20 protein-coding genes are annotated in these 19,986 nt (G+C 37.0%); 11 read left to right on the top strand and 9 right to left on the bottom strand.

Features of this window, described 5'->3' with window-relative positions; genetic code table 11:
• Both ACQ96U_RS26415 and ACQ96U_RS26410 read right to left on the bottom strand, forming a co-directional pair.
• Positions 1 to 214 (bottom strand): hypothetical protein (locus ACQ96U_RS26415; protein ID WP_431724283.1); only part of this gene is annotated, 214 nt, incomplete at its 3' end.
• A complete protein-coding gene (locus tag ACQ96U_RS26410; RefSeq protein ID WP_431724282.1) occupies positions 214 to 405 on the bottom strand; it encodes a hypothetical protein in 192 nt (63 codons plus the stop codon). The genes ACQ96U_RS26410 and ACQ96U_RS26415, both read right to left, overlap by 1 nt.
• 500 nt (positions 406 to 905) lie before the next feature.
• Between ACQ96U_RS26410 and ACQ96U_RS26405 the strand changes: the two genes are divergently transcribed.
• Both ACQ96U_RS26405 and ACQ96U_RS26400 read left to right on the top strand, forming a co-directional pair.
• Positions 906 to 1,082, top strand: a complete 177-nt coding sequence (locus tag ACQ96U_RS26405) for a hypothetical protein (protein ID WP_157365546.1) — start codon at positions 906 to 908, stop codon at positions 1,080 to 1,082.
• Positions 1,083 to 1,085: 3 nt separating this feature from the next.
• The gene (locus ACQ96U_RS26400; protein WP_431724281.1) at positions 1,086 to 2,729 is read left to right on the top strand and encodes a hypothetical protein; all 1,644 of its coding nucleotides are present in this window, start codon (positions 1,086 to 1,088) and stop codon (positions 2,727 to 2,729) included.
• Positions 2,730 to 2,869: 140 nt separating this feature from the next.
• On the opposite strand, the gene ACQ96U_RS26395 is transcribed toward ACQ96U_RS26400, so the two are convergent.
• Genes ACQ96U_RS26395 through ACQ96U_RS26385 form a run of 3 tightly spaced genes read right to left on the bottom strand, consistent with a single transcriptional unit; the run spans position 2,870 to position 4,762 of the window.
• Complete coding sequence (locus tag ACQ96U_RS26395; RefSeq protein ID WP_431724280.1) at positions 2,870 to 3,295, bottom strand: hypothetical protein; 426 nt, start codon at positions 3,293 to 3,295, stop codon at positions 2,870 to 2,872.
• Positions 3,249 to 3,806, bottom strand: a complete 558-nt coding sequence (locus ACQ96U_RS26390; protein WP_431724279.1) for a hypothetical protein — start codon at positions 3,804 to 3,806, stop codon at positions 3,249 to 3,251. Before ACQ96U_RS26390 ends, ACQ96U_RS26395 begins: the two co-directional genes overlap by 47 nt.
• Before the next feature lie 2 nt (positions 3,807 to 3,808).
• The gene (locus ACQ96U_RS26385) at positions 3,809 to 4,762 is read right to left on the bottom strand and encodes a ParB/RepB/Spo0J family partition protein (protein ID WP_431724278.1); all 954 of its coding nucleotides are present in this window, start codon (positions 4,760 to 4,762) and stop codon (positions 3,809 to 3,811) included.
• 265 nt (positions 4,763 to 5,027) lie between these two features.
• On the opposite strand from ACQ96U_RS26385, the gene ACQ96U_RS26380 reads away from it, so the two are divergent.
• From ACQ96U_RS26380 to ACQ96U_RS26360, 5 genes are all read left to right on the top strand, one after another.
• Positions 5,028 to 6,194 (top strand): hypothetical protein, encoded by a 1,167-nt coding sequence (locus ACQ96U_RS26380; protein ID WP_431724277.1) that lies wholly within the window; start codon positions 5,028 to 5,030, stop codon positions 6,192 to 6,194.
• A 10-nt stretch (positions 6,195 to 6,204) separates the two neighbouring features.
• Positions 6,205 to 6,582, top strand: a complete 378-nt coding sequence (locus tag ACQ96U_RS26375) for a hypothetical protein (protein WP_431724276.1) — start codon at positions 6,205 to 6,207, stop codon at positions 6,580 to 6,582.
• 211 nt (positions 6,583 to 6,793) lie between these two features.
• The gene (locus ACQ96U_RS26370; protein ID WP_431724275.1) at positions 6,794 to 7,507 is read left to right on the top strand and encodes a hypothetical protein; all 714 of its coding nucleotides are present in this window, start codon (positions 6,794 to 6,796) and stop codon (positions 7,505 to 7,507) included.
• A 245-nt stretch (positions 7,508 to 7,752) separates the two neighbouring features.
• Entirely contained in the window at positions 7,753 to 8,517 is a 765-nt protein-coding gene (locus tag ACQ96U_RS26365; RefSeq protein ID WP_431724274.1) for an N-6 DNA methylase, read from the top strand.
• 125 nt (positions 8,518 to 8,642) lie between these two features.
• Positions 8,643 to 9,344: a hypothetical protein gene (locus ACQ96U_RS26360; protein WP_431724273.1), complete on the top strand. Its 702-nt coding sequence runs from the start codon at positions 8,643 to 8,645 to the stop codon at positions 9,342 to 9,344.
• Positions 9,345 to 10,018: 674 nt separating this feature from the next.
• On the opposite strand, the gene ACQ96U_RS26355 is transcribed toward ACQ96U_RS26360, so the two are convergent.
• Complete coding sequence (locus ACQ96U_RS26355; protein WP_431724272.1) at positions 10,019 to 10,954, bottom strand: hypothetical protein; 936 nt, start codon at positions 10,952 to 10,954, stop codon at positions 10,019 to 10,021.
• Between the two features lie 26 nt (positions 10,955 to 10,980).
• Positions 10,981 to 12,987 (bottom strand): TraM recognition domain-containing protein, encoded by a 2,007-nt coding sequence (locus ACQ96U_RS26350; RefSeq protein ID WP_431724271.1) that lies wholly within the window; start codon positions 12,985 to 12,987, stop codon positions 10,981 to 10,983.
• 202 nt (positions 12,988 to 13,189) lie between these two features.
• Between ACQ96U_RS26350 and ACQ96U_RS26345 the strand changes: the two genes are divergently transcribed.
• The 3 genes from ACQ96U_RS26345 (at position 13,190) to ACQ96U_RS26335 (ending at position 15,447) form a co-directional block, all read left to right on the top strand.
• Positions 13,190 to 13,888 (top strand): hypothetical protein, encoded by a 699-nt coding sequence (locus ACQ96U_RS26345; protein WP_431724270.1) that lies wholly within the window; start codon positions 13,190 to 13,192, stop codon positions 13,886 to 13,888.
• Positions 13,885 to 14,898, top strand: a complete 1,014-nt coding sequence (locus tag ACQ96U_RS26340; protein WP_431724269.1) for an ATPase, T2SS/T4P/T4SS family — start codon at positions 13,885 to 13,887, stop codon at positions 14,896 to 14,898. The genes ACQ96U_RS26345 and ACQ96U_RS26340 overlap by 4 nt, the downstream gene beginning before the upstream one ends.
• Before the next feature lie 198 nt (positions 14,899 to 15,096).
• Positions 15,097 to 15,447 carry a hypothetical protein gene (locus ACQ96U_RS26335; protein WP_431724268.1) on the top strand — a complete coding sequence of 117 codons (351 nt, stop codon included), beginning with the start codon at positions 15,097 to 15,099 and terminating at the stop codon, positions 15,445 to 15,447.
• Between the two features lie 630 nt (positions 15,448 to 16,077).
• Here the strand turns inward: ACQ96U_RS26335 and ACQ96U_RS26330 are convergent.
• Positions 16,078 to 17,259 (bottom strand): IS91 family transposase, encoded by a 1,182-nt coding sequence (locus ACQ96U_RS26330; protein ID WP_431724284.1) that lies wholly within the window; start codon positions 17,257 to 17,259, stop codon positions 16,078 to 16,080.
• Positions 17,260 to 18,924: 1,665 nt separating this feature from the next.
• On the opposite strand from ACQ96U_RS26330, the gene ACQ96U_RS26325 reads away from it, so the two are divergent.
• Positions 18,925 to 19,215, top strand: coding sequence for a hypothetical protein (locus ACQ96U_RS26325; protein WP_431724267.1), 291 nt, complete (start codon positions 18,925 to 18,927; stop codon positions 19,213 to 19,215).
• Positions 19,216 to 19,760: 545 nt separating this feature from the next.
• Here ACQ96U_RS26325 and ACQ96U_RS26320 read toward each other — a convergent pair.
• On the bottom strand, positions 19,761 to 19,986 hold a 226-nt coding region (locus ACQ96U_RS26320), incomplete at its 5' end, for a DDE-type integrase/transposase/recombinase (RefSeq protein ID WP_431724266.1).

Genomic DNA, 19,986 nt, shown 5'->3' with positions numbered 1-19,986 from the left:
CACGAGACTGGGGATTTGCCACCAAATTGATCCACGAAGCTGGGGATTTACCACCAAATTGATCCACGAGACTGGGGATTTGCCACCAAATTGATCCACGAAGCTGGGGATTTACCACCAAATTGATCCACGAGACTGGGGATTTGCCACCAAATTGATCCACGAGACTGGGGATTTGCCACCAAATTGATCCACGAAGCTGGGGATTTACCACTAAATTGATCCACGAGACTGGGGATTTGCCACCAAATTGATCCACGAAGCTGGGGATTTACCACCAAATTGATCCACGAGACTGGGGATTTGCCACCAAACTGATCCACGAAACTTAAAATTACCTACCAAATTGCTCCATGAACTACTGGTTTTACCACCAAATAGATCGACAGTATTAATATACAACATCAGATAATTCACCTTGCTTGATGAAACCCATGAATCAAGCAGACTTTAAATCCCTCGTGAGGCTCACAAATAAACTTTTTTATTCAAGCCACACCTCCCCCAAAGGGTAATAGTTAAAATTCTATATACAGACTTATATGCTTAATTGGAGCTATACAACATTACACGCATACTTGATCAATGTTTTGGAGAGCCTATAGGGTATTAAATTACAACCTAAACGTCCTATATCGTAGGGATTAAGCCATGTCAAGAGTTATAAGGGATTTGAAACTTCAAAAATATCAAAGCAACTTAAAGTTTCAGTGGTTTGGTTTGTTTAAATTTGTAGAATGCTCCTAATAAACAAAAATAAATAAAGAAACAAAATAAATAAATATATTTATATATATATATTAGGTCCAAAATTTTTTGTATAAAATTTAAACAACACATGGATTGACATTAGTCACGTCATGACGTATAGTATACTAATTACACACAGCTAGTATATTTGTATAATGTCGAATAAAGATAAACACTATAACAACCACCGAAAAGACAAAGTAACATTTCAAGCTCTACTGCTTACTAATGAAGCTCAGCTCATTAGTAAAGTTAAGTCTTTAAGAAAGTTTAAAACAGGTAGAGAACTGCTGGTTACACTATGTCAAGAAGAGTTAAACCGTAAAGGTTAATTTATGAGCAATGACATATCAGCGTCACGTAAGTATATCTTACTACCTGCATCACCTACTTTATTAAAAAGTCTACAAGAGGTTACTGACCCTGATTTAATAGAGTCTTGTCGTCGAGCGTGGGAAAAGTTTACTAGTAATGAAATAAGAACTTGGTTAGGCATTGAAAGTAAAATAGCTGAACTAGTACAAAAGTTTATATATAAAGTAGAAGCTGGGGATGACTTATATAACTATTTTTATAACTTTACTCAGTCTGGAGAGTTCTTTGTAAATTTAGATAATTTGGAAATTGAAAAAAGCCCTGAGTTTCTAGTGAATGACTTTCAAAAGAAAGTTGTTTTCCAATGGAGTTCTCAAAAAATTTGTGATTTCTTGGAGATAAAAGAGTCTCTTGTAAGAAAGCATAAGTTTATACCTGAGAAGGTGTTACTTAATATCCATCAAAGTCCAATGTTTAGGTTTACTGACTTTGGAAAAACAGCAACACCTTCTTCCATAACCTATGTAATTAGAGAGCTATGGAACTCTCATGTTAATAAAGATCTGTACAAAGGGTGTAATTTTTTTGAGTTAAGCATAGCTGCATTAACTCCCCTGATAAAAAGTAAAAATATTTTTATTTATGACAAAAATATTTTGAAAAATCTAAGGGGAAAGCAATTATTATTATCTCAGATAATATATAACAATCTTTATGAAGGAAAAACTCCTGAGTGGCCTGTAAAAGGCTGGTATGATTTATTTCATTTAGGTGATAGTGAAGTAAAATGGGCGCATTTCAAAAGAAATAATCTCACTAGATATCTACCTAGAATCTCTGATGAATTTGCAATTGATCTTAAAGTTATAGAGCATAAAGAGAATAGGAATGTTGTCTCAGCTTATATTCAAATAGATGAAAAAGAAAGTGTAGATAAACCGTATAGGCTTGTTGAGCTTGAATCTCATTCTAAACAAGATGAACAACAAGTTTCTAGAAAAGAAAGCTCTCAATATTATAACCAAACAGCCAAGTCCGTTGGACAATTTGAAGCGGAGTATGATACATATCAAGCACAAGGTAACTATAAGTCTCAAGAGAAACTTAACGAAAAAGTAATTTTTTCTGAGAACTTATTATCTCCAACTATTAGAAGTAACCTCGTTAAGAAGTACAGTGAACATTTTTTAGATTATAAATTGCCACAATTTACTGAAGTCAATTCAGGTAAAAAACACTCTCGTGACATGTGGATTCGAAGGTTAAAAGCATATCTTCAAAAGGGCTGGAATTGGTGGACGACAGTCAATGAAGATGAGTGGACCTCAGATAAGCTTAAAGAAGCAGTGTTTGAGAAACTTGCGCAAAACCCACATTATGACGAAGAGTATGATCGAAATCTGGCGGACTGTTTAATTGATGATTTTGTTCGTAGTAGAGGCTTAACTACAGAAGTAAGTCGTGTATTGTCATATGTTTGTGGTTCATTAGAGGTGTTTCGTGCTAAAAAAGTGAACCAACTTAAACTTAATCAAGCTTATGCTGACAATACAGATAAACATGTTGATGAGCTAAAACTAAAAAATAGATCTACGGCTGAAGAACTAAATGACTTTGGCTGGGCGGGCAAATTTAAGTTTGAATCTGGGACTGAAGACGCTTAAAAAAGGCCAATGTACTGATACACTGGCCTTTTGGGTTTGCGAAACATTTTGCTTTGCGACGCATCAAACAAACCAATTGTACTGTATAAGTAGTGAACTCACTACTATTTTCAAAAAATTCATTTGTAACTAGATCTGCTCTATCGTAGTAAGAACTTCTGTTTTAAGGCTGTCAGTTGCTCTTTTTCAAGGGCTTTTCCGTCATACCATTGAATTAACTCAGCGTACAGCTTGTACTTAGTATTGAGTACTTTCATAAAGCCTTTTGGATCATGGACATGCATGCAGTGTAAAAAGAAAGCTGTGCTATAGTCATGTTGCTCCATGCACTGGTCGTATAGTTGTTGTATTTGTTGGTGGTATTTTTTCTGTTGAACCGCTTTCATCACCCAAGCGTTATATTCTTCAGCCCCTTGCTTGGGGTCTTCTGTCCATACACCAGGTATCATGCGATCATCAAAAGATAGGACATACCCTCCTAATGTTGAGGGTATGTAATCATCAGCAGTGGCAAGCCGCTCAAGCGGCGGCCTCGATGGTGGCGAGCCTTTTTTTCTTGTTGTCATGGTAGCGTCTAGCCAGTGTTAGAATGTCCAAAATAAAACGACGAGGTATTTTCATGATGGCTTTACGCTCACGGTAAAACACTTTGGAAGAAAATACCCCTGTGGCCTGTAAGTACAATAGCTGGTCAATGATTTGGTCAAACACTAACATAGCGCGTATGACTTGGTTATTAACTGGGTAATTATATTTACCTTGAAGCACATATTCATGCGGCTCAGTGCTGTTTACTAGCTCAATAGCAAGGCTGGTATCTGCCAAGCTTTTTAACTCGTTGAGTTTATCAGTGAGAGGTGTTAGCAAGTCATAATGAATCTTATTATCAATAATATCTTGCGCTTTGAGAGTTACTTGCTTGATCAGTGGATCTGCATTGTTCAAGTTATACAAAATTGAAGCGATTGCCTCAACAGCTGTCTTGACCGACAGCTGTTCAGAATTGTTGAAAATGCTCGGATCGTAGATACTACAACTAACGTCGTTTGCTAGTCGGAACTTTAGATGTTTCCTCATCTTTAAGCACTACCTGTAGCTTTCTCTGATAAATAGGCATTTAGTGTAGCTTCGCACTGCTGTAAATCCATCTCAGCAATGCTTTCGGCAGCATACCGCAGATCTTTCAAGAGTTCACGTGCAGTGTGTAAGTTCAATTGTAAGGCAATGTGAGCTTTAGCCTTTTTGGACGTTTTTGATGGAATGCGCTCTTCTAAAAATTCTGATAAATGTTCGCTAGAATTATCTTTTTGGGCACTTTTTATAAAATCATCTAGTTCGTCATCATCTAATTTAGATGCTTTTTTTAGCAATTTTAAATCTTGAATGGCACTGTCAGCATATGCGTCTTGTAAGGGTTCAGGGTATTTTGCAATATTTTCTGAAACCTTTAAAACTTCTGTAGCGTTTTCCCCTTCACGTATCTTTTTTAATGCAATATTTAGGGTTTTTTCTGGTAATTTTGCTAGTCGTTGTAATTTACTAATATCAGTAATGATTTTTTCTTTATATAGCGCTTGAATACGCTCATTTAATTTAAAGATAGATGTGTATTTCGAGACCCATGGTTTGCTTTTGCCTAAATGTTTCGCTAGATCACTCGTAGTCCAACCCTCATTTAAGCGCTTTTGTAGAGCGTATGAAAGTTCATACCCAGATAGGTCCTCTCGTAACAAGTTATCAATCAGCATTTCTAAGCTATTAGCTTTGGCATCGTTGTTACGAACGATCACTGGCACTTGTTGCATACCTGCCAGCTTTGCTGCACGCCAACGACGTTCTCCACCAATAAGGATGAACTTGTTTGCTTCAGATGGATGAGGCTTCACACTCAATGGGCTGAAGACTTGCTGTGATGTACGAATACTGCTTGCAAGTTCTTCGAGTTTTTTTTGATCAATGTTTTGGCGATCTTGTTGAGTATCTGGATATATGTTTTCAACAGGAATTGAATGTAGTTTGTCCATATCTTTCATATAATTTCCATATAGTATTTATGTTAAATATATCTAATATTTTGTTGGTATTTATAGTTATTTCAACAAGTAGTATATAAAAACATCAATATTCATACAATAGTTTTAGATTAAACTAATTAAAATATAGTGAAAAACATATGAAAGTTGTAGTATAGTTATACTAAATATTTAGCCTGTTATGAGTGACCGTGAATGCGGTTTAGTCATCAAGGTTTCATTAATAAAGACTATAGAATAGCTAGGTAAACTACAGGTAATGTATATGACTGATACCCTGATCCCTATTGGACTTGATGTTGGCAACTCTTACACTAAGCTGGCGCTGTGGGGCCGTGATGAGAACGGTCAACGACAAATAGTGTGCTATAAACTTGCCAGCCATGTGCGCAGTGGCGGCCCCAATATGCGTATGGGATTACCGGCTGCTGAATCGCAGGAATATTCTTTTTTGGTGCGTGGCAAAGAGTATTACACGGTAGAGAAGGGGTGTAGTGATAGTATTGATTTATTTTCGCGTGGGGCTACGTCGGATGCCATTGCAGTATTAGGTCATGCGATGTTGATGTTGGCTGGACTAGGTGGCCGCTCTTTAGCCCTAGCTACCAATTTACCGTTGGTGCATGAACGAGGAATTTCCTACTTTAAGCTGAATCAGCAAACAGGCTTATTCGAGCAAAATCATGAGTTAATTGCCAAACGAGCTGGATTATTCCAGCAGGTACCTATACAACCTCATAATCCAAATCATCAATTAGCTAATGTCACTCATGCTTCTTGTTTTGCTGAAATGTTTTCAGCCTACGTGAATGCGGTATGTGATAACGAAGGCCAAGTGGACGAAAAGCATAATGCTGTAGGGTATTTGGATATTGGTGGTGGTACTACTGAAATTGGCATTATTAAAAAACATTTTCAGCTTGATCCAAGCACTGCTAAAACGATTCCCTTGGGTGTGTTAAATGTTAATGATGAACTCTATCGATTATTAGTTCGCCAATACCCAACTTATGTGGACTACTTTGACCCTAAACGGCATCGTTCAGTATTAAGTGATATTGTCGAAACCAAGCGCTTTTGGAATGGTGCAGAGCAAGTGGATGTCAGTGATTTAGTCGCAGAAGCAGTGGCACGAGTTGCACGGGATATCGTGGATGAGGCTACTAAGCGCCTGAAACACAATTTTGGTCAGCTGAATGAAATTAAAATTGTGGGTGGTGGTGCTTATGTATTTAAAGATCATCTTGAAGCATTACCTTACGTCAATCAAGATACGTCACAAGTCGAATTTGAAAATGCCTGTGGCTTACTGAAAATAATGACATTCATGTCAGACCAAGCGCAACATATTAACATTGATCAAGCGATTGATGCGGTGTTTGGGCCAGTAACAACGGATGTAACTGATGTCGCTGAACCTGCGACAGTATAAGAGGTGATCTGTGGCGAATACGAAGAAAGTCCAAAAAGTCCAGTGTCCAATGGACCTCTATTTGGATGATGAAAAACAAAAACTGGTGTATGAAAAGCGTGAGCAGGCTAAAAATAAAATGGCTTGTTTGCGCCAACTCAGTGCAGCAGGTGCGATCCTTGATCAGTGGGGTATCCTCAACGATGTGCTGTATATGTATGATCGAGGCTTACCTGTTGAGCGGGCGTTAGCGACGATTCTGACCATGTTAAATGCAGATCAAGCAAACCCATCAGGTGTCGTTGAAAGCGCCAAAGAAAGTCCTCAGAAGCCAGTAGAATCTAATCCTACACCACCCAAGCCTTCTTCCTCAGCTCCTTTGTTGATGCAGACTATTAAGAAACCCTAGACGATACGGCTTCTGCAAGAGGGGAGGGGTAAACCTTCCCTATGCTTTACAAATCATCGAAACAGCCTTATTTCACGCTTTACAAAGTGTTTAATTAGCCCCATTTCTTTTTTTGATCCATTGCCTGTTTATGATTCATATAAATGTTAATTTATATGAATCATAAACAGGCAGTTGAGTTAAATTGATAGGAAAGGAGTGTTTTCAGTAAATGAATGTTAATTCTGTGGAGTCTTTATTTAGGATTGTAAGGCATATTAATAATAGAGAAAGATTTAGAAGAAATTCTCAAGAAAAAATAGAGCAAAATAGACATGTAAATCGATTGTTTTTATTCATGGTTATTATACCTTTTTCAATAGCTATTTTGATCACGATAGTAAGGAGATCTTTTAACTTAGATGATTGGTTAATTATTCCTGCTCTGGCAATGTTAGCTATAAGCTACTTAGGGCTGTTTATACATCCCTGCTTAGAAGTTTTTATCCGGCGAAGGTCGTTATGCAGGGTAATAAAAAACCCTATGAACATTATTCTTGATAATGCTAAAAGTTGTGCTGATGTAGATGTAAAACTCCTACGTTACTTAAGAGCAAAACCTATTGAGCATTTGAATTTTTTAAAGATAGAAATTAATGAAGAAAAACTAGGAATTCAGAAACGAGTTTCTTTGCTTGTTGGAGCAGTCGAAAAAATGGGTCTCTTACCTGGAATTTTAGCTATGTTGGTGACTATATCGAGACTAGGTGAAGATCAGCCTGAGTGGGTTTATGCAATAGCTTATGCAACACCTTTGCTACATATTTTTTGTGTATTAGTCCATCAATTGATATCAAGATTAGACAGAATATCTAGCCTTATTGAACATGTTGTTGAAGTTAAAGAAAAATCATTGGTATCTATTACTAAACCAGCTTGCAAATAGGTATGTCTCCCTCTCTTACTAAACAATCAGTTATTGATGGGACCACTTTAGGAGTAGAGAGGTAGAAGTAATCTTTATACTTAATTCTAATAACAGGTTTTCTTGAAGTTTATACGATAATTTAGTTATATTCGTAGTGCTAGCAACAGCACTTAAAAGCTAGCTGTAATGTGCTTAATGTCTATTGGCGATAATTTCATCGTCAATAGACGGTGAAATTGTCGCTACACAACACAGGTGTAGTGATGAAAACTCAAGAATTTGTGAGTCGTTTTTTAGCACTAAATTTAAGGCATGGATACACGATTGATCAGTGGTTTGATTGGTTACTTGATGATTGTTTAGCATCCCTGGGGCGTCGCATCCCTGAAAAGGATATTCCCCCTGAACTATGTCGTGAAGCACTGTATGCGGTTTCTGGTGATTATGCCAATGCAGTGATTGCTCATCCATTCAACGACATTTTAGGTGTGCTTTATCAAGAAATCAGTAACAACTACAACCGAAAAGGCATGGGGCAGTATTTCACTCCTTTTCCGCTGGCTGAAATGATGGCGAGAATGCAATTTTCGCTGGATGAGGTGAAAGCGGCGGCTCTGCAAAAAGGGGAGGTGTCTATCCTAGAGCCCACGTGTGGTTCGGGTGTGATGTTATTAGCTTGGATGTCTATTATCCACGCGGAAGCACCTGAGCTTATGCGTTATCTTTCGTTTACGGCTATCGACTTAGATCGTATCTGCGCGAAGATGTGTGCAGTGCAAGTCATGGCGCATGTTCTGATTCATCAGTGCGATATAAAAGGTTTGCAAGTGATTCATGGTGACTCGCTGAGGTATGAGGTTAAGCAAGTCATTGTGAACTATGAAAATCCGCTACTGACCTCAAATGTGCGGGTATTGGATACATCGGAATCACTTGACGATAAGCCTAGCGTTGTAGTGGCCTATCAGTGTGAGGAAGAATCTCCAATAACTGTTGCAGATGATGGTCAATTTGGCTTTGATTTTTAAGTCTTTATCCCCCTGGGTTATCTAGGGGGATGTAATATGTACCACCATATTTTGTGATACAGGATGTAGTTAATTGCTGCTAATTGGTATTTAATTACCTTATAAAAAGGCAGAAGGACTGTTAAGTGAATAAAGCAAATTTTTATAATTGTAGTGTTTTAGAAGCTTATTATAATGCTTGCGACAAAATATCGTTCTCACAAATAAATGAGAAGTATCCAAAACAATATAAGATTGGTATAAGCCTTACCATTTTAATGGCGATTGCAGCTTTATTGATTTTTGTTTTATATAAATATTTTGGTTTAGATGAAGAGTTGACAAATAATATACTACTTAGATTGACTGCAATCACCATTTTAAATTTTAGTTATTTTGGTGCTTTTATACACTATTTAAATAACTGTAATTATAAAAGACTATCTAATGTTAGTACACTTAGGTTTGTACCAATTTCAGAGAGAGAACTTTATTTAAAATTTTATTATTTTTTTCATGAGTTGAAGGAAAAAAATGCAAGTAATGATCTTATATTAAGTGCATTAGCTGATGTAACAGATTTAAATGATAAGTCAAATACTCTTTTAGAGTTATCTATTAAACTATACTTACCCTGCTTAGTAGCATCTGTTGGATTGTTTGCAACATTAAGTTTTAATATGTTCAAAAACAACTATAGCGTAATGATTTCCATTTTTGTGATGATTATATCGGTAGGTTGTTCATTCTATTTTGTGTTTAATCCAAAACTAAACGTTAAAAGAAGGTTGGAAATAAAAATATTGTTACAGCGCTATTGTAGAGAGCTTGGAATCGTGAATAAGTGATTGTGAGCTAGCAAGGTAAACTTTTGATTAAAGTTTGATCAACTCTTGTATATCCCAGTTAATTCAGCGTTTATAAAGATATCAACAAACCTATCCACAAAAGGTAGTGAGTAACTTGATACGTACACGGTGTCCCCTCGGCTAGTGTGCGTGAGCGACGCCCCTTAGCCCTAGTTGTTAGTCTCTTCTTGGACCATTAACGATGCAGGAAAAGGTTAACAGCTAGAGTTAGGGTGTAGTGGTATATCTTTTTTACCAAAACCATAGTATCACTCTTGGTGAAGGTGTGTAAGAGCAAATTTTTTAACTCGCACGCTTGCCGAGGGAACACGTAATATCTTCAAGGGGCGCGCTAAATTCCCTTAGTTCAAATCAAAGTTGTCCCCTTGGTGAGTATACAGAGCTATGAAAATTAAACTATGCAAGGCTGCCGAGGGGACACGTTCCTTCGGTAGCCTTGTGTGTAGCTATTTTTTTCTAGTTTCACATACTCACTGAGAGATTACGGTATAAGAATGGGGGTGCCTGTGTTTCAGATACAAGATGAAATACAATAGGATGGGATTGTTGGATTTTCCTTGAACTGCAGATATGTCTAGCTGTGTGATGCAAACACTTGAAGAGCTTGCACCAGGGGTTGAAGTGTATTCTATTGATGAAGCTTTCCTCCCTTTTTAATCGTTATGGATATCAAAGACCATTTCAACTTGAGAAGTGGAGTGCACACTAATATTTATGTTTTTAAATATTGGGTTATCTGTATTTTTTGGTAGCCATGGTATCCCAACTACAATATGGGATTTTTCTGGTGTAATTTTCTTTAGAGTATCTTTATTGGAAATATAGATTCTTGGAATGTAGGCTTTATTTTCAGTATCAGGCTGTTTGTAGCATTGAAAATTCCACTTATATAGAGAGGCATTTGGAGATTCTTTAAACTGGCCTTTTGGCGTTACTTCTAAAGCTATAGGATGTTTTATTTTTTTGTTTATCAATAATTGATATAGTTCATTATATCTAGAGTCATCGTAGTAAAACTCATTCCACTTCATTATTTTACTATCGTGCTCAATCTTTATGATTTTCTCAAGATACTTTCTATTATCTTCTTCGTTATCAAGTATAGATCGTATTCTTGCTATCCCTGTTGCTGATCTAAAGTAAGGCGCTATCTTATGTTCTGATTGAATATATTCGGTTCGGTGTTGATTTCCTTGGTTATTTTTAATTTTTGCTTGACTTAGGTCAAGCATATTTTGATGAGCTTTAACCAATATGTTCATTCTAAATATATGTTCATGTTTTGAAAGCCTATCAAATATTGGCTCAATATCTTCTACTGCTTCTGATTTAGCTACTATACGCCTAACAGCGTTATCTACATCATTGGGGCAGTCATGGCTGTGTGAAATTTTAGGTAATAATCTAAGATAAGCTGAAATGACACTTCCGTTTTTTTTGGGGTATTCTGGTACATAGGTAATATTTGCTACACAATGTTCACAGCGTAGATTTCCCCTGTCTTTGGTACTAAGTTCATAAATTTTGTATACTTTATCATTGGGATCATCTTTTTTTCTAGCGAACAACATTCTAATGCCTTTTCCCATGCACTTATCTCCTTATATTTACCTGCTTAGAGTTCTTCATATCGTACTACATTTGTTGAATTTTGGAGGCTACTTTCTGAATTTTGAGAAGCGATATTATTTCTGCTTGGTTGGTTATTATCAATATTTGTGAGAGAGTTAAGCCATTCGTTTAACTCCTCTTCATTAATAGGTGGTGGCTGTACAGGTTCTTGGGCGGTGTTATTCTGTGTTGTAGTAACTTCAGGTTCTGTAGTATGTGGTATGCCTGTCGATTCCTGGCCATCGCTTTCATTTTCGTCAGTTATGTTGGTAGGAGCCTGTGAAGCTGGGTTTACAATTGGTTGCATAGGTTGTGAGGAGGGTCTTAATGGCATGCCTCTTAGTTCTTGGACTGGTACCCATGCGGTATATAGAATACGAGACAGTTTCCCTGGTATGAATAACCCTGCAACTTGGGGTTCAAATGACTGAATATCGTTTTCAGTGATAAGGTTTTCTTCTATACTTCCCAAGCTAGACTCGCCTTCCCACACTTCGGCCCCAGCTGAATTAGTTTTAGTTCGTTCTGATTTTTTAATAGTTTTAATAAGTGTTCCAGACATATTAGCGGCCCACTCTTTTGTCTCTTTTTCGTTATTTTGATAAACCATGGTAATTTTAGCGTTTGTTTCTACGGCATACTTAATCGCTTCAGCGTTGAGTGTCTTGTCTGGTAAATTTAATAGATCTTTGATTGATTGGTAAGCAATCGAAATATTTACACCTTTTGATAGTACAGTGGCAAGTCCATCTGCTAAAACATCACTGATTACAAACTTTGCTTCATCAATACATAAGTAAGTGTGTTTTTCTTGCTTACCAATTCGCATTGCTGTTTGTATAAAGTCCATCATCATAATAGTTGCAATACGCTGCACCAGTCGGTTATTCATACTAGCTCGGATATATACAACACGGTTTTCACGGATACTGCGCTCGATACTAAACCCACGATCTTGTCTAGCACCAAGCGAAGGCAGGAACTCCAACTCATCTAATAAATTAATTGAGTTTTGTACTTTGCTAGGGTCAATTGAGTATTCTGCATGAGGGTCAATGCTAAGGAAAATTTGCTTAAGTGAGCGGATACGTTTATCCCATAAACCACGTTTAATAAGTTGGATTATCTCCTTACGTTCAGCACCTTTATAGAAATCGGCATTGGTGCCTGTAGGATTGAGGTTAAATAGATAATTCACTCGGCTTAAGGCTTCAAGATCTGAGCCTGATAAAAAAGGTTCATATTTACCTGGACCGTATCCATTTAAGTCCATGATAATTGGTGACGCCCGACCGTTGGCAACACAGGATTCGCGCATTATATCGATAATAAAGTCGTCTGGCTTATTATCAATAAAAAAGACGGTATAGCCTTTACGAATCGCTTGATCGATCAAGCAGCCTTGTATTACCCCTTTACCTGTTTGAGTTGGGCCTAAAATTTTTAATTGATTCTTTTTAAACTCTTCATCTGTTAGGTAGATAGGTTGGTTATCTTGGTCAACTCCAAAGAAAAAATATCCTTCTTTGTAGTATTGCCGTGGGTCAAATTGTTTTGTTTTGTAGCGGTTCTCTAAAGTTCTAATATCAGATTGTTTATCTGCACTTTGTTTTACTCCAAGATCACGTTTTAGCTTGGATAAGTATGGGTGTATAAATCGTACAAATAGTAGCCGTATAAACAATGGGCAAACGATTGAAAATAAAATTAATGGTACATGATTTAAGAGACTTTCTTTGATTAAAAACCATATTTTAAAAACAACTTGAGTATTTTGATTGAATGCATAGCTGACACCATGTAGTACTAGTGGAAAGGCAAAAGCAAGTGAAAGTACGCCTCCATACAGCACTCTACGTATATAGGTTAAACCTATTGTTAAGAGCGTGTCATCTTGACTAATTTGAACTTTGCTCCAGCCAAAAATAATCATGAAACTTAAAAAGCCAGCTACAAAGAAGTGGCTATAGTAAAAGTATGCTTGTAAAAGCGAATCCATGATCAAGTCCATGTTCGAAAATTCCTTGTTTACTCGAGTAAACGGTTAAAAAGTATACAGTTGTTTTATATGGATTTTTATTAGTAGGTTATATAGAATACTATATGAAAAGCTTTATAAAATAAATACAAAATATTATTATTAACTTACTATATTATAAGAATAATTAGTATTATCTTATTTTTATATCTAGCTAAAAGGATTTGCTGACTAAATGGAAAAATTAATGACGCGTGCACGCCATACTGAAAAAAATCACTTGGTGTTGTGGTGGCTCTGTCAGTTTGGCTTCAGTGATCGATTTACACTTTCAAAGGCGCTTAAAGTAAACCACTTAGGACAAGGTTACTATTTCAGTAAACTAGAGAAAGAGCTAATTATTGAAGCTATTGATCAAAAAATATTACCACGTAAGTTATATAGGTTGGGTAGTAATGGTGCAAAATTAGCAGAGTACTTATTTCCACCTACCGATACAAAAAGAATTTACAATGTGGCGTACTCAACTTACTTGCATGAATCGCGAGTACAAGGGGTTGCTGCGGCCTTTGATGAGCCTCTACAAGTTAAAAATGCTAAAAAATATCTTCATGGTAAAAATATCAAAATACCAGATTTGCTGGTGGGTAAGAATGCTTATGAAATTGAGGTAACACGCAAATCATCAAAATGGATTTTTAACGCTTATTTATCTCATTTACAAAATATTAAAAAGGGGCATTATCAGCGAGTAATCTATCTCTTTCAGCATGCTGTGATGCGTGATACCTATGAGAAACTTTTTCACCGAGCACGTTGGCCGTACTACCAGAGTAAGGGTAATAGTTTGGTAAAAACAGATGCGACATTTGAAGCTAGTGCTATTCATGGTCGTAATTTCTTCCAGTTTGGACTCATTGAGGACTACTTATGACAGGGATGCGAGATTCTATTATTGGGCTATTACCTGAAGGGGATCAACTTTGGTCGGTGGTGATGAATAACATGGCCCCACTCCTTGATCTATATGCAGATAGTCGCAATGAAGAGATTATGGTTGTACGTTACAACTTAATATTTGTGAGGCAAAGCGGGAAAAATATCAAAACAAATGCACGGTTTGACTCAGAAGAGCATCTATTTAGGTTGATACATTCGCTAACTAAAACTTTAGGTAACGATATCAAGTTTGGTGAAGCTCAACCTGTAGTTGACATAGCCTTTCCTGATCATAGTAGGGCTAACTGTACGCATAAATCTATCTCTCCGCGTGGACATGCAATGACCATTCGATTGACTTCTAAGACTCCTTTGACAAGTGCTGGCCTGCTTGAAAGAAGTATGTTCAATCAAGAAATGCTTGATTATTTAAAAGCGCATATGGAAAAAAAGTCAATTTTTCTTATTGGGGGAGAGATGGGAAGTGGTAAAACATCATTGCTACGTATGCTCTCTGAATTTATAGATGTTCATGAACGAGTGATTTCTGTTGAAGATACGCATGAGCTATTTATTAAGCAGGAGAACTATGAGCCTTTGGTTTGTCCTCGTGCAAGTAAAGCAATTACTTTTGCTGGATTGATGGAGATAGTGTTAAGGAAAATGCCGGATAGGTTATTGTGTGGTGAGATTCGTAACCCTCAAGTGGCTAAAGTGTTTTATGAGATGTTGAGCATTGGACATAGAGGAATAGCGACTACTATGCATGCAGAAACGGCTCAGGGAGCTTTAGAGCGTTTAACTGATCTTGTCTCTGATGCGGTATCAGTTTCTCGTTGGGAGACAATTTACAGAGACCTGAAACGTAGTTTGGATATTATTATTATTACTGCATATCACCCAATGTATGGTCGTCGTATTATGCAAATTGCTGAAATGTGTGATGGAGAGTTGATAGATAAATTTCGTTTTGATCCAAAAATAAGTGGTTTTGTTAAGTGTTAGTGTAATTATTTAATTTGAAGTACTTTAATATTTTTTAAATTGATTTTTTGGCTATAAAAACATACTATTACTTTTGTCAGTAATGGGTGTTTATAGCTGGCTGAAAGCATCCTCACATCAATCGCTATGGGCTACAGTGGTAGCCTATAGCTGGCTTCTACTGTATTCCGTTAAGCAGGATTTATATAAGGGAATACAATGTCTAATTTCTTAGATAACAGCATCTATTATGTAGAGTTAAAAGGCTGGATTCATTGCTCGGTTAATAAGTTATCAAGACGACAATTGAAATTGTTAAAAGCAGCTCAGGCAATGCTTAAATCGAGTGGTGCTAAGGGAAGTACGATTGATTTAACAATTAATAAAGAGATTGTTGTGGTTTTGGGTAAGATTGTTATTAAAGGGCAAGAAATGAATGTGGTTGATGTATTAATCTCAGTGTTGAATATGATAAAAAATACTCAATCGTGCATTTATGATGTTGTTGATGAGAAAAATTTTACACGTTCAATTCAATTAGCATGTGGCCCTTTAGAGCGCGTGCACTAATTGAGGACATGATTCTAGCTAAATAGCTTAGCTACTTTGTGAGAGATACGTTTGTATCTCTCATTTCAATTTTATCTGGCCTTACAATATACCCCCCATCTAGGTTGCACCTATTGCACTTATGGAGATTTCTTGGTTGGCCAGCTTACCTTAGTATGGAAGCCCAAATAGGTCGCCAGATGAGCTGTTAGGCTCACAGAGTATAATTTGAGGCTGTGAGGTGTTAGGAGTGGATATCATGTAATGATGACTTAGAAAGGCTTAGGAGAGCTGGAAATGGAAGGTAGGTAAATGGTAATTGGTTTTGTTGATCTTGGTATGAATTGGCAATGAAAAACAAGGTATTGGTACATGCTCATAGGTAAAATGGGAGGATTAGCCATACCCATCTCCCCAATGTAATGCAAAGGCTTGCACCCCCATAGTGGCGAGTTTATGAGTATTGCCTTGATAGATAGGAATTTCAAAGAGCTGTGGTGTTAAATAATCGTCAACCTAATCACGTAGTCTCCCGTTAAAAATAAAATAATTCCTTTCGCTGAGTCTAATGTGCTCATTAAATGTTCGTTTTAATGGATAATTTTGATTATTTATTATCCATTTCTGAATGGCAGACGGACTTTCCCTACGTTACGCAGGAATAGGCTTCATCAGGGCTAGGTGATAATGATAACGGCGCAACGCGTTAATGGTTTTGCCCACGGTGCGTTTGACGAGGACAAGTCTGGACTGGCAAAGAATGCAGACTAAAGGATCTACCCCAAAGGAGGCTTTAAGCAGTTCAGGCCAATGTAACGGTTGAGCATTTTTCTCAGGTTGATCCAGCAGGCGATATACCTTCGGCAGTAATTTCCCTCGGACACGATTGGCTAAAAAGCCATAATAACGAATTAAACGAAAGCCTTTTTCAGGCATATGTTGCGTGAGGCGAGTCATAAACTCTTCTGCTGCGCATTCAAAACGGCGATGGGTTTTCGTGTTGTGATCTAAATAATTAAAAATGACACAATGGCCATCATAATGTGCCAGACGTGAAAGTGCTAAGGGGGGACGCTTAATATAACGGCCTAAATAATTCACATTTTTTTGATGATGTTTAGAGGCTTTCGCTAAATGGACAATCCAGGGTTTTTCATAATGCCGATCTAACCATCGATTCCACAAGGTATAGGTTGAAAACGCCTGAGGCAATGTGAGGCTCTCATAGGCGTTACGCAGCAGGTTGATGATTTCATAACGCCACATAGGCACCAGTGAGTGTTTAGCAAAGTACAGCGACTGCCATGTGCTTTGATCAGCACAGAGTCCACCACGGGTAGTAGACAGATGGACATGGACATTCCACTTCAGATCACGACCAAAGGTATGCAATGCGGTAAAGATACCCGGTGTCACGCCTTTCTTTTTAGCCACCTTCAAAATAACCTGAGCCGCTAAGCGACTGAGATCCCCTAACAGGTGGCGGTTATCCTGAAGAATAAGGCAAAGCTCCCGAGGTAAGGTAAAGGTGATGTGTTGCCACTCCGTTTGGGGCAAGACACTGTTTTGTTGAGCGATCCACTGCTGCGTGGCTTTATAACCACAGGTATTACAAAACCGGCTCTTACAGCTAAAGCACACGATTTTAGTGTGGCTGCAGTGAGGATGGCTGCAAGCAAATGTGGCATAGCCGAGGGTTTGCAGGCCACAGCTAAGTATTTTGATGATGTTATCGACCACCACGGGCCGTATCTGGTCTTTGTGCTTTAGATAATAGCGCCACCAGAGCTGCTTGGTATGCAGTAGGTGTTTGAGCTTAGAGGGAATACGAATAGGACATCACCTGTTTTACCGCGCAAGGTATTCAACGAGGCGAGGAGGATAGTCGAAACATGTCGTATAAAAGGATTTAAATGTTGCGAAGTGAACACTGAGCTTGATGATTGGTAATGGCTAAAAGTCGCCGACAACGTCGGCCTAACTTGAAAGTAGTCACTTGTAGTTTAGAGTTGGCAGTTACCAAAAAAAGCCACATCACATATTATCTGGATGATGGATTGATATAAGATCACCCCCACAGATAACTCCTCAAAGAAAGACATCATTAAATCAACATCAAGCTATTTAATTAAAACAATAAATCAGATCTTAATTAATGGATTTGTTTTTTTGTTAAGTATTTTTCTATGCATTATTTTAATTTAAAAAATAATAAAACACTACAAATAAAGATTAAAAATAAAATCAGGAAAATAAATAAATTAATTAATTAAAAAATAAATAGAAAATAAATTAAATTAAATAAAAAATAATTAATTAAAAATAAAATAAATAAATTAAATGCTGTCTGTTATAGGGGGTAGGGATACACGCATGGTTGATGCATACACCCATAGGCTCATGGAATGTACATTCCATGAGCCTATGGGTGTATGCATCAACCATGCGTGTATCCCTACCCCCTATAACAGACAGCATTTAATTTATTTATTTTATTTTTAATTAATTATCTTTTATTTAATTTAATTTATTTTCTATTTATTTTTTAATTAATTAATTTATTTATTTTCCTGATTTTATTTTTAACCTTTATTTGTAGTGTTTTATTATTTTTTAAATTAAAATAATGCATAGAAAAATACTTAACAAAAAAAACAAATCCATTAATTAAGATCTGATTTATTGTTTTAATTAAATAGCTTGATGTTGATTTAATGATGTCTTTCTTTGAGGAGTTATCTGTGGGGGTGATCTTATATCAATCCATCATCCAGATAATATGTGATGTGGCTTTTTTTGGTAACTGCCAACTCTAAACTACAAGTGACTACTTTCAAGGCAATACTCATAAACTCGCCACTATGGGGGTGCAAGCCTTTGCATTACTCTGGAGGGTGTATGGCTAATCCTTCCATTTTACCTATGTGCATGTACCAATCCTCGCTTTCTTATTACCACTTTGGGCTATTTGAACCATATCCATGTACCAATACCTTGTTTTTCATTGCCAATTCATACCAAGATCAACAAAACCAATTACCATTTACCTACCTTCCATTTCCAGCTCTCCTAAGCCTTTCTAAGTCATCATTACATGATATCCACTCCCTTAACACCTCACAGCCTCAAATTATACTCTGTGAGCCTAACAGCTCCTCTGATAACCTATTTGGGCTTCCATTCTAAGGTAAGCTGGCCAACCAAGAAATCTCCATAAGTGCAATAGGTGCAACCTAGATGAGGGAAGTATTGTAAAGCCTGATATAACTGGAAAACGTATCTCGTCTCTCATGTCCATCAGCACTAAGGAAAGGCATGCCAACTAATCAAGTGTCAGATATGGTATTTTGTATCCTCTTGGTTAACATGTAGACACCAAAATATTGTTAACATCTAGACATATCAGCTGAGAGGACACGTTTAAGTAAATGCCTCTAATGGAATTGATGCCTATGAAACACCAGAGTTTTATGACTGATTTGATGGAGTTAATATAAAGTGATTAGTCATCGAGCAGAAATTACAATCTTTCCACCTGAAAATGGTGGTCGTGCATCTATGCCTGTAAGTTCTGGCTATTCACCATACGCATGCTCCCCCACTGGTCAAGAGTATTTACCCATCATTTTTCATGATGTTCCACCATCAGCAGCTTTTGATATAAAGTTTGAAGCAATCATTGAGCTTCGCTATCCAAATAATCTGGACTATAAGTTTCTGACTTCAGGGGAAGGGTTCGATTTGGTTGAGGGGATGAATAAAATTGGTTACGCTAAACTAATAGTATAGCTAAGGAACTTGGTGTTTCCTCGGCAAACAAGTGTAGCTATTTTTTATGGCTCTGAATACTCACTGAGGAGTTACGGTATTTTTCAAAAAACAGCTGTTTTATTCAAAATATTGCTATTATTTTCATTTCCACCCATTTTTTTTCACTGATAGCAATCCAAGGAAAAACCAGTCAAACGATTTGATGCCGTTATCTTAACCAATAAAGGCTGGGTACATTCAAAGCTATTTAAACAATAACTATCTAAATACGACTAAGGGCAGCTTTGCAGCTGACCTTAGACTCCAATAACAACAAAATATACTGTAACTCCATACATTAAGTACTTATTGAGAAGTTTATAATACATTAGAATTTGTTAATCAGCTTTCTAACATCCGCTGAGCTAAACCTACTACCTTCAGTCGTCCACGCAACGGTCATGCCAGCACTTTTTAAACACTTGATTAGGTTTGTAATTTCAGTGGGTGTTTTTCAAAATATAAGAAATATGGTTCTGTCGCAAAAATTATTTAGCGTAAAAACAATCTTATTTTGGACACACTTAGCCTGCTAATGAGCAGAATTGTTCAAAAAGTGTTTTGTCTCTTGTCTCAGGGTTTGCCTGCGACGTTTTTCTTAACTGATAAACCAGCTCAATACCGATCAGCGTAGACCGAGCACTACGGAATGATTTAAAACCTAACATAGATCGAGTGATCCGCTTAATACCCCGATGATCTTGCTCAACCCGGTTATTAAGATACTTGGTTTGACGTATCTCAATGGTC

Source organism: Zooshikella sp. RANM57, assembly GCF_050749885.1.
Lineage (GTDB): Bacteria > Pseudomonadota > Gammaproteobacteria > Pseudomonadales > Zooshikellaceae > Zooshikella.
Note: the sequence above shows the minus strand (reverse complement) of the source record. Positions and strands in the feature narration are given on the sequence as shown.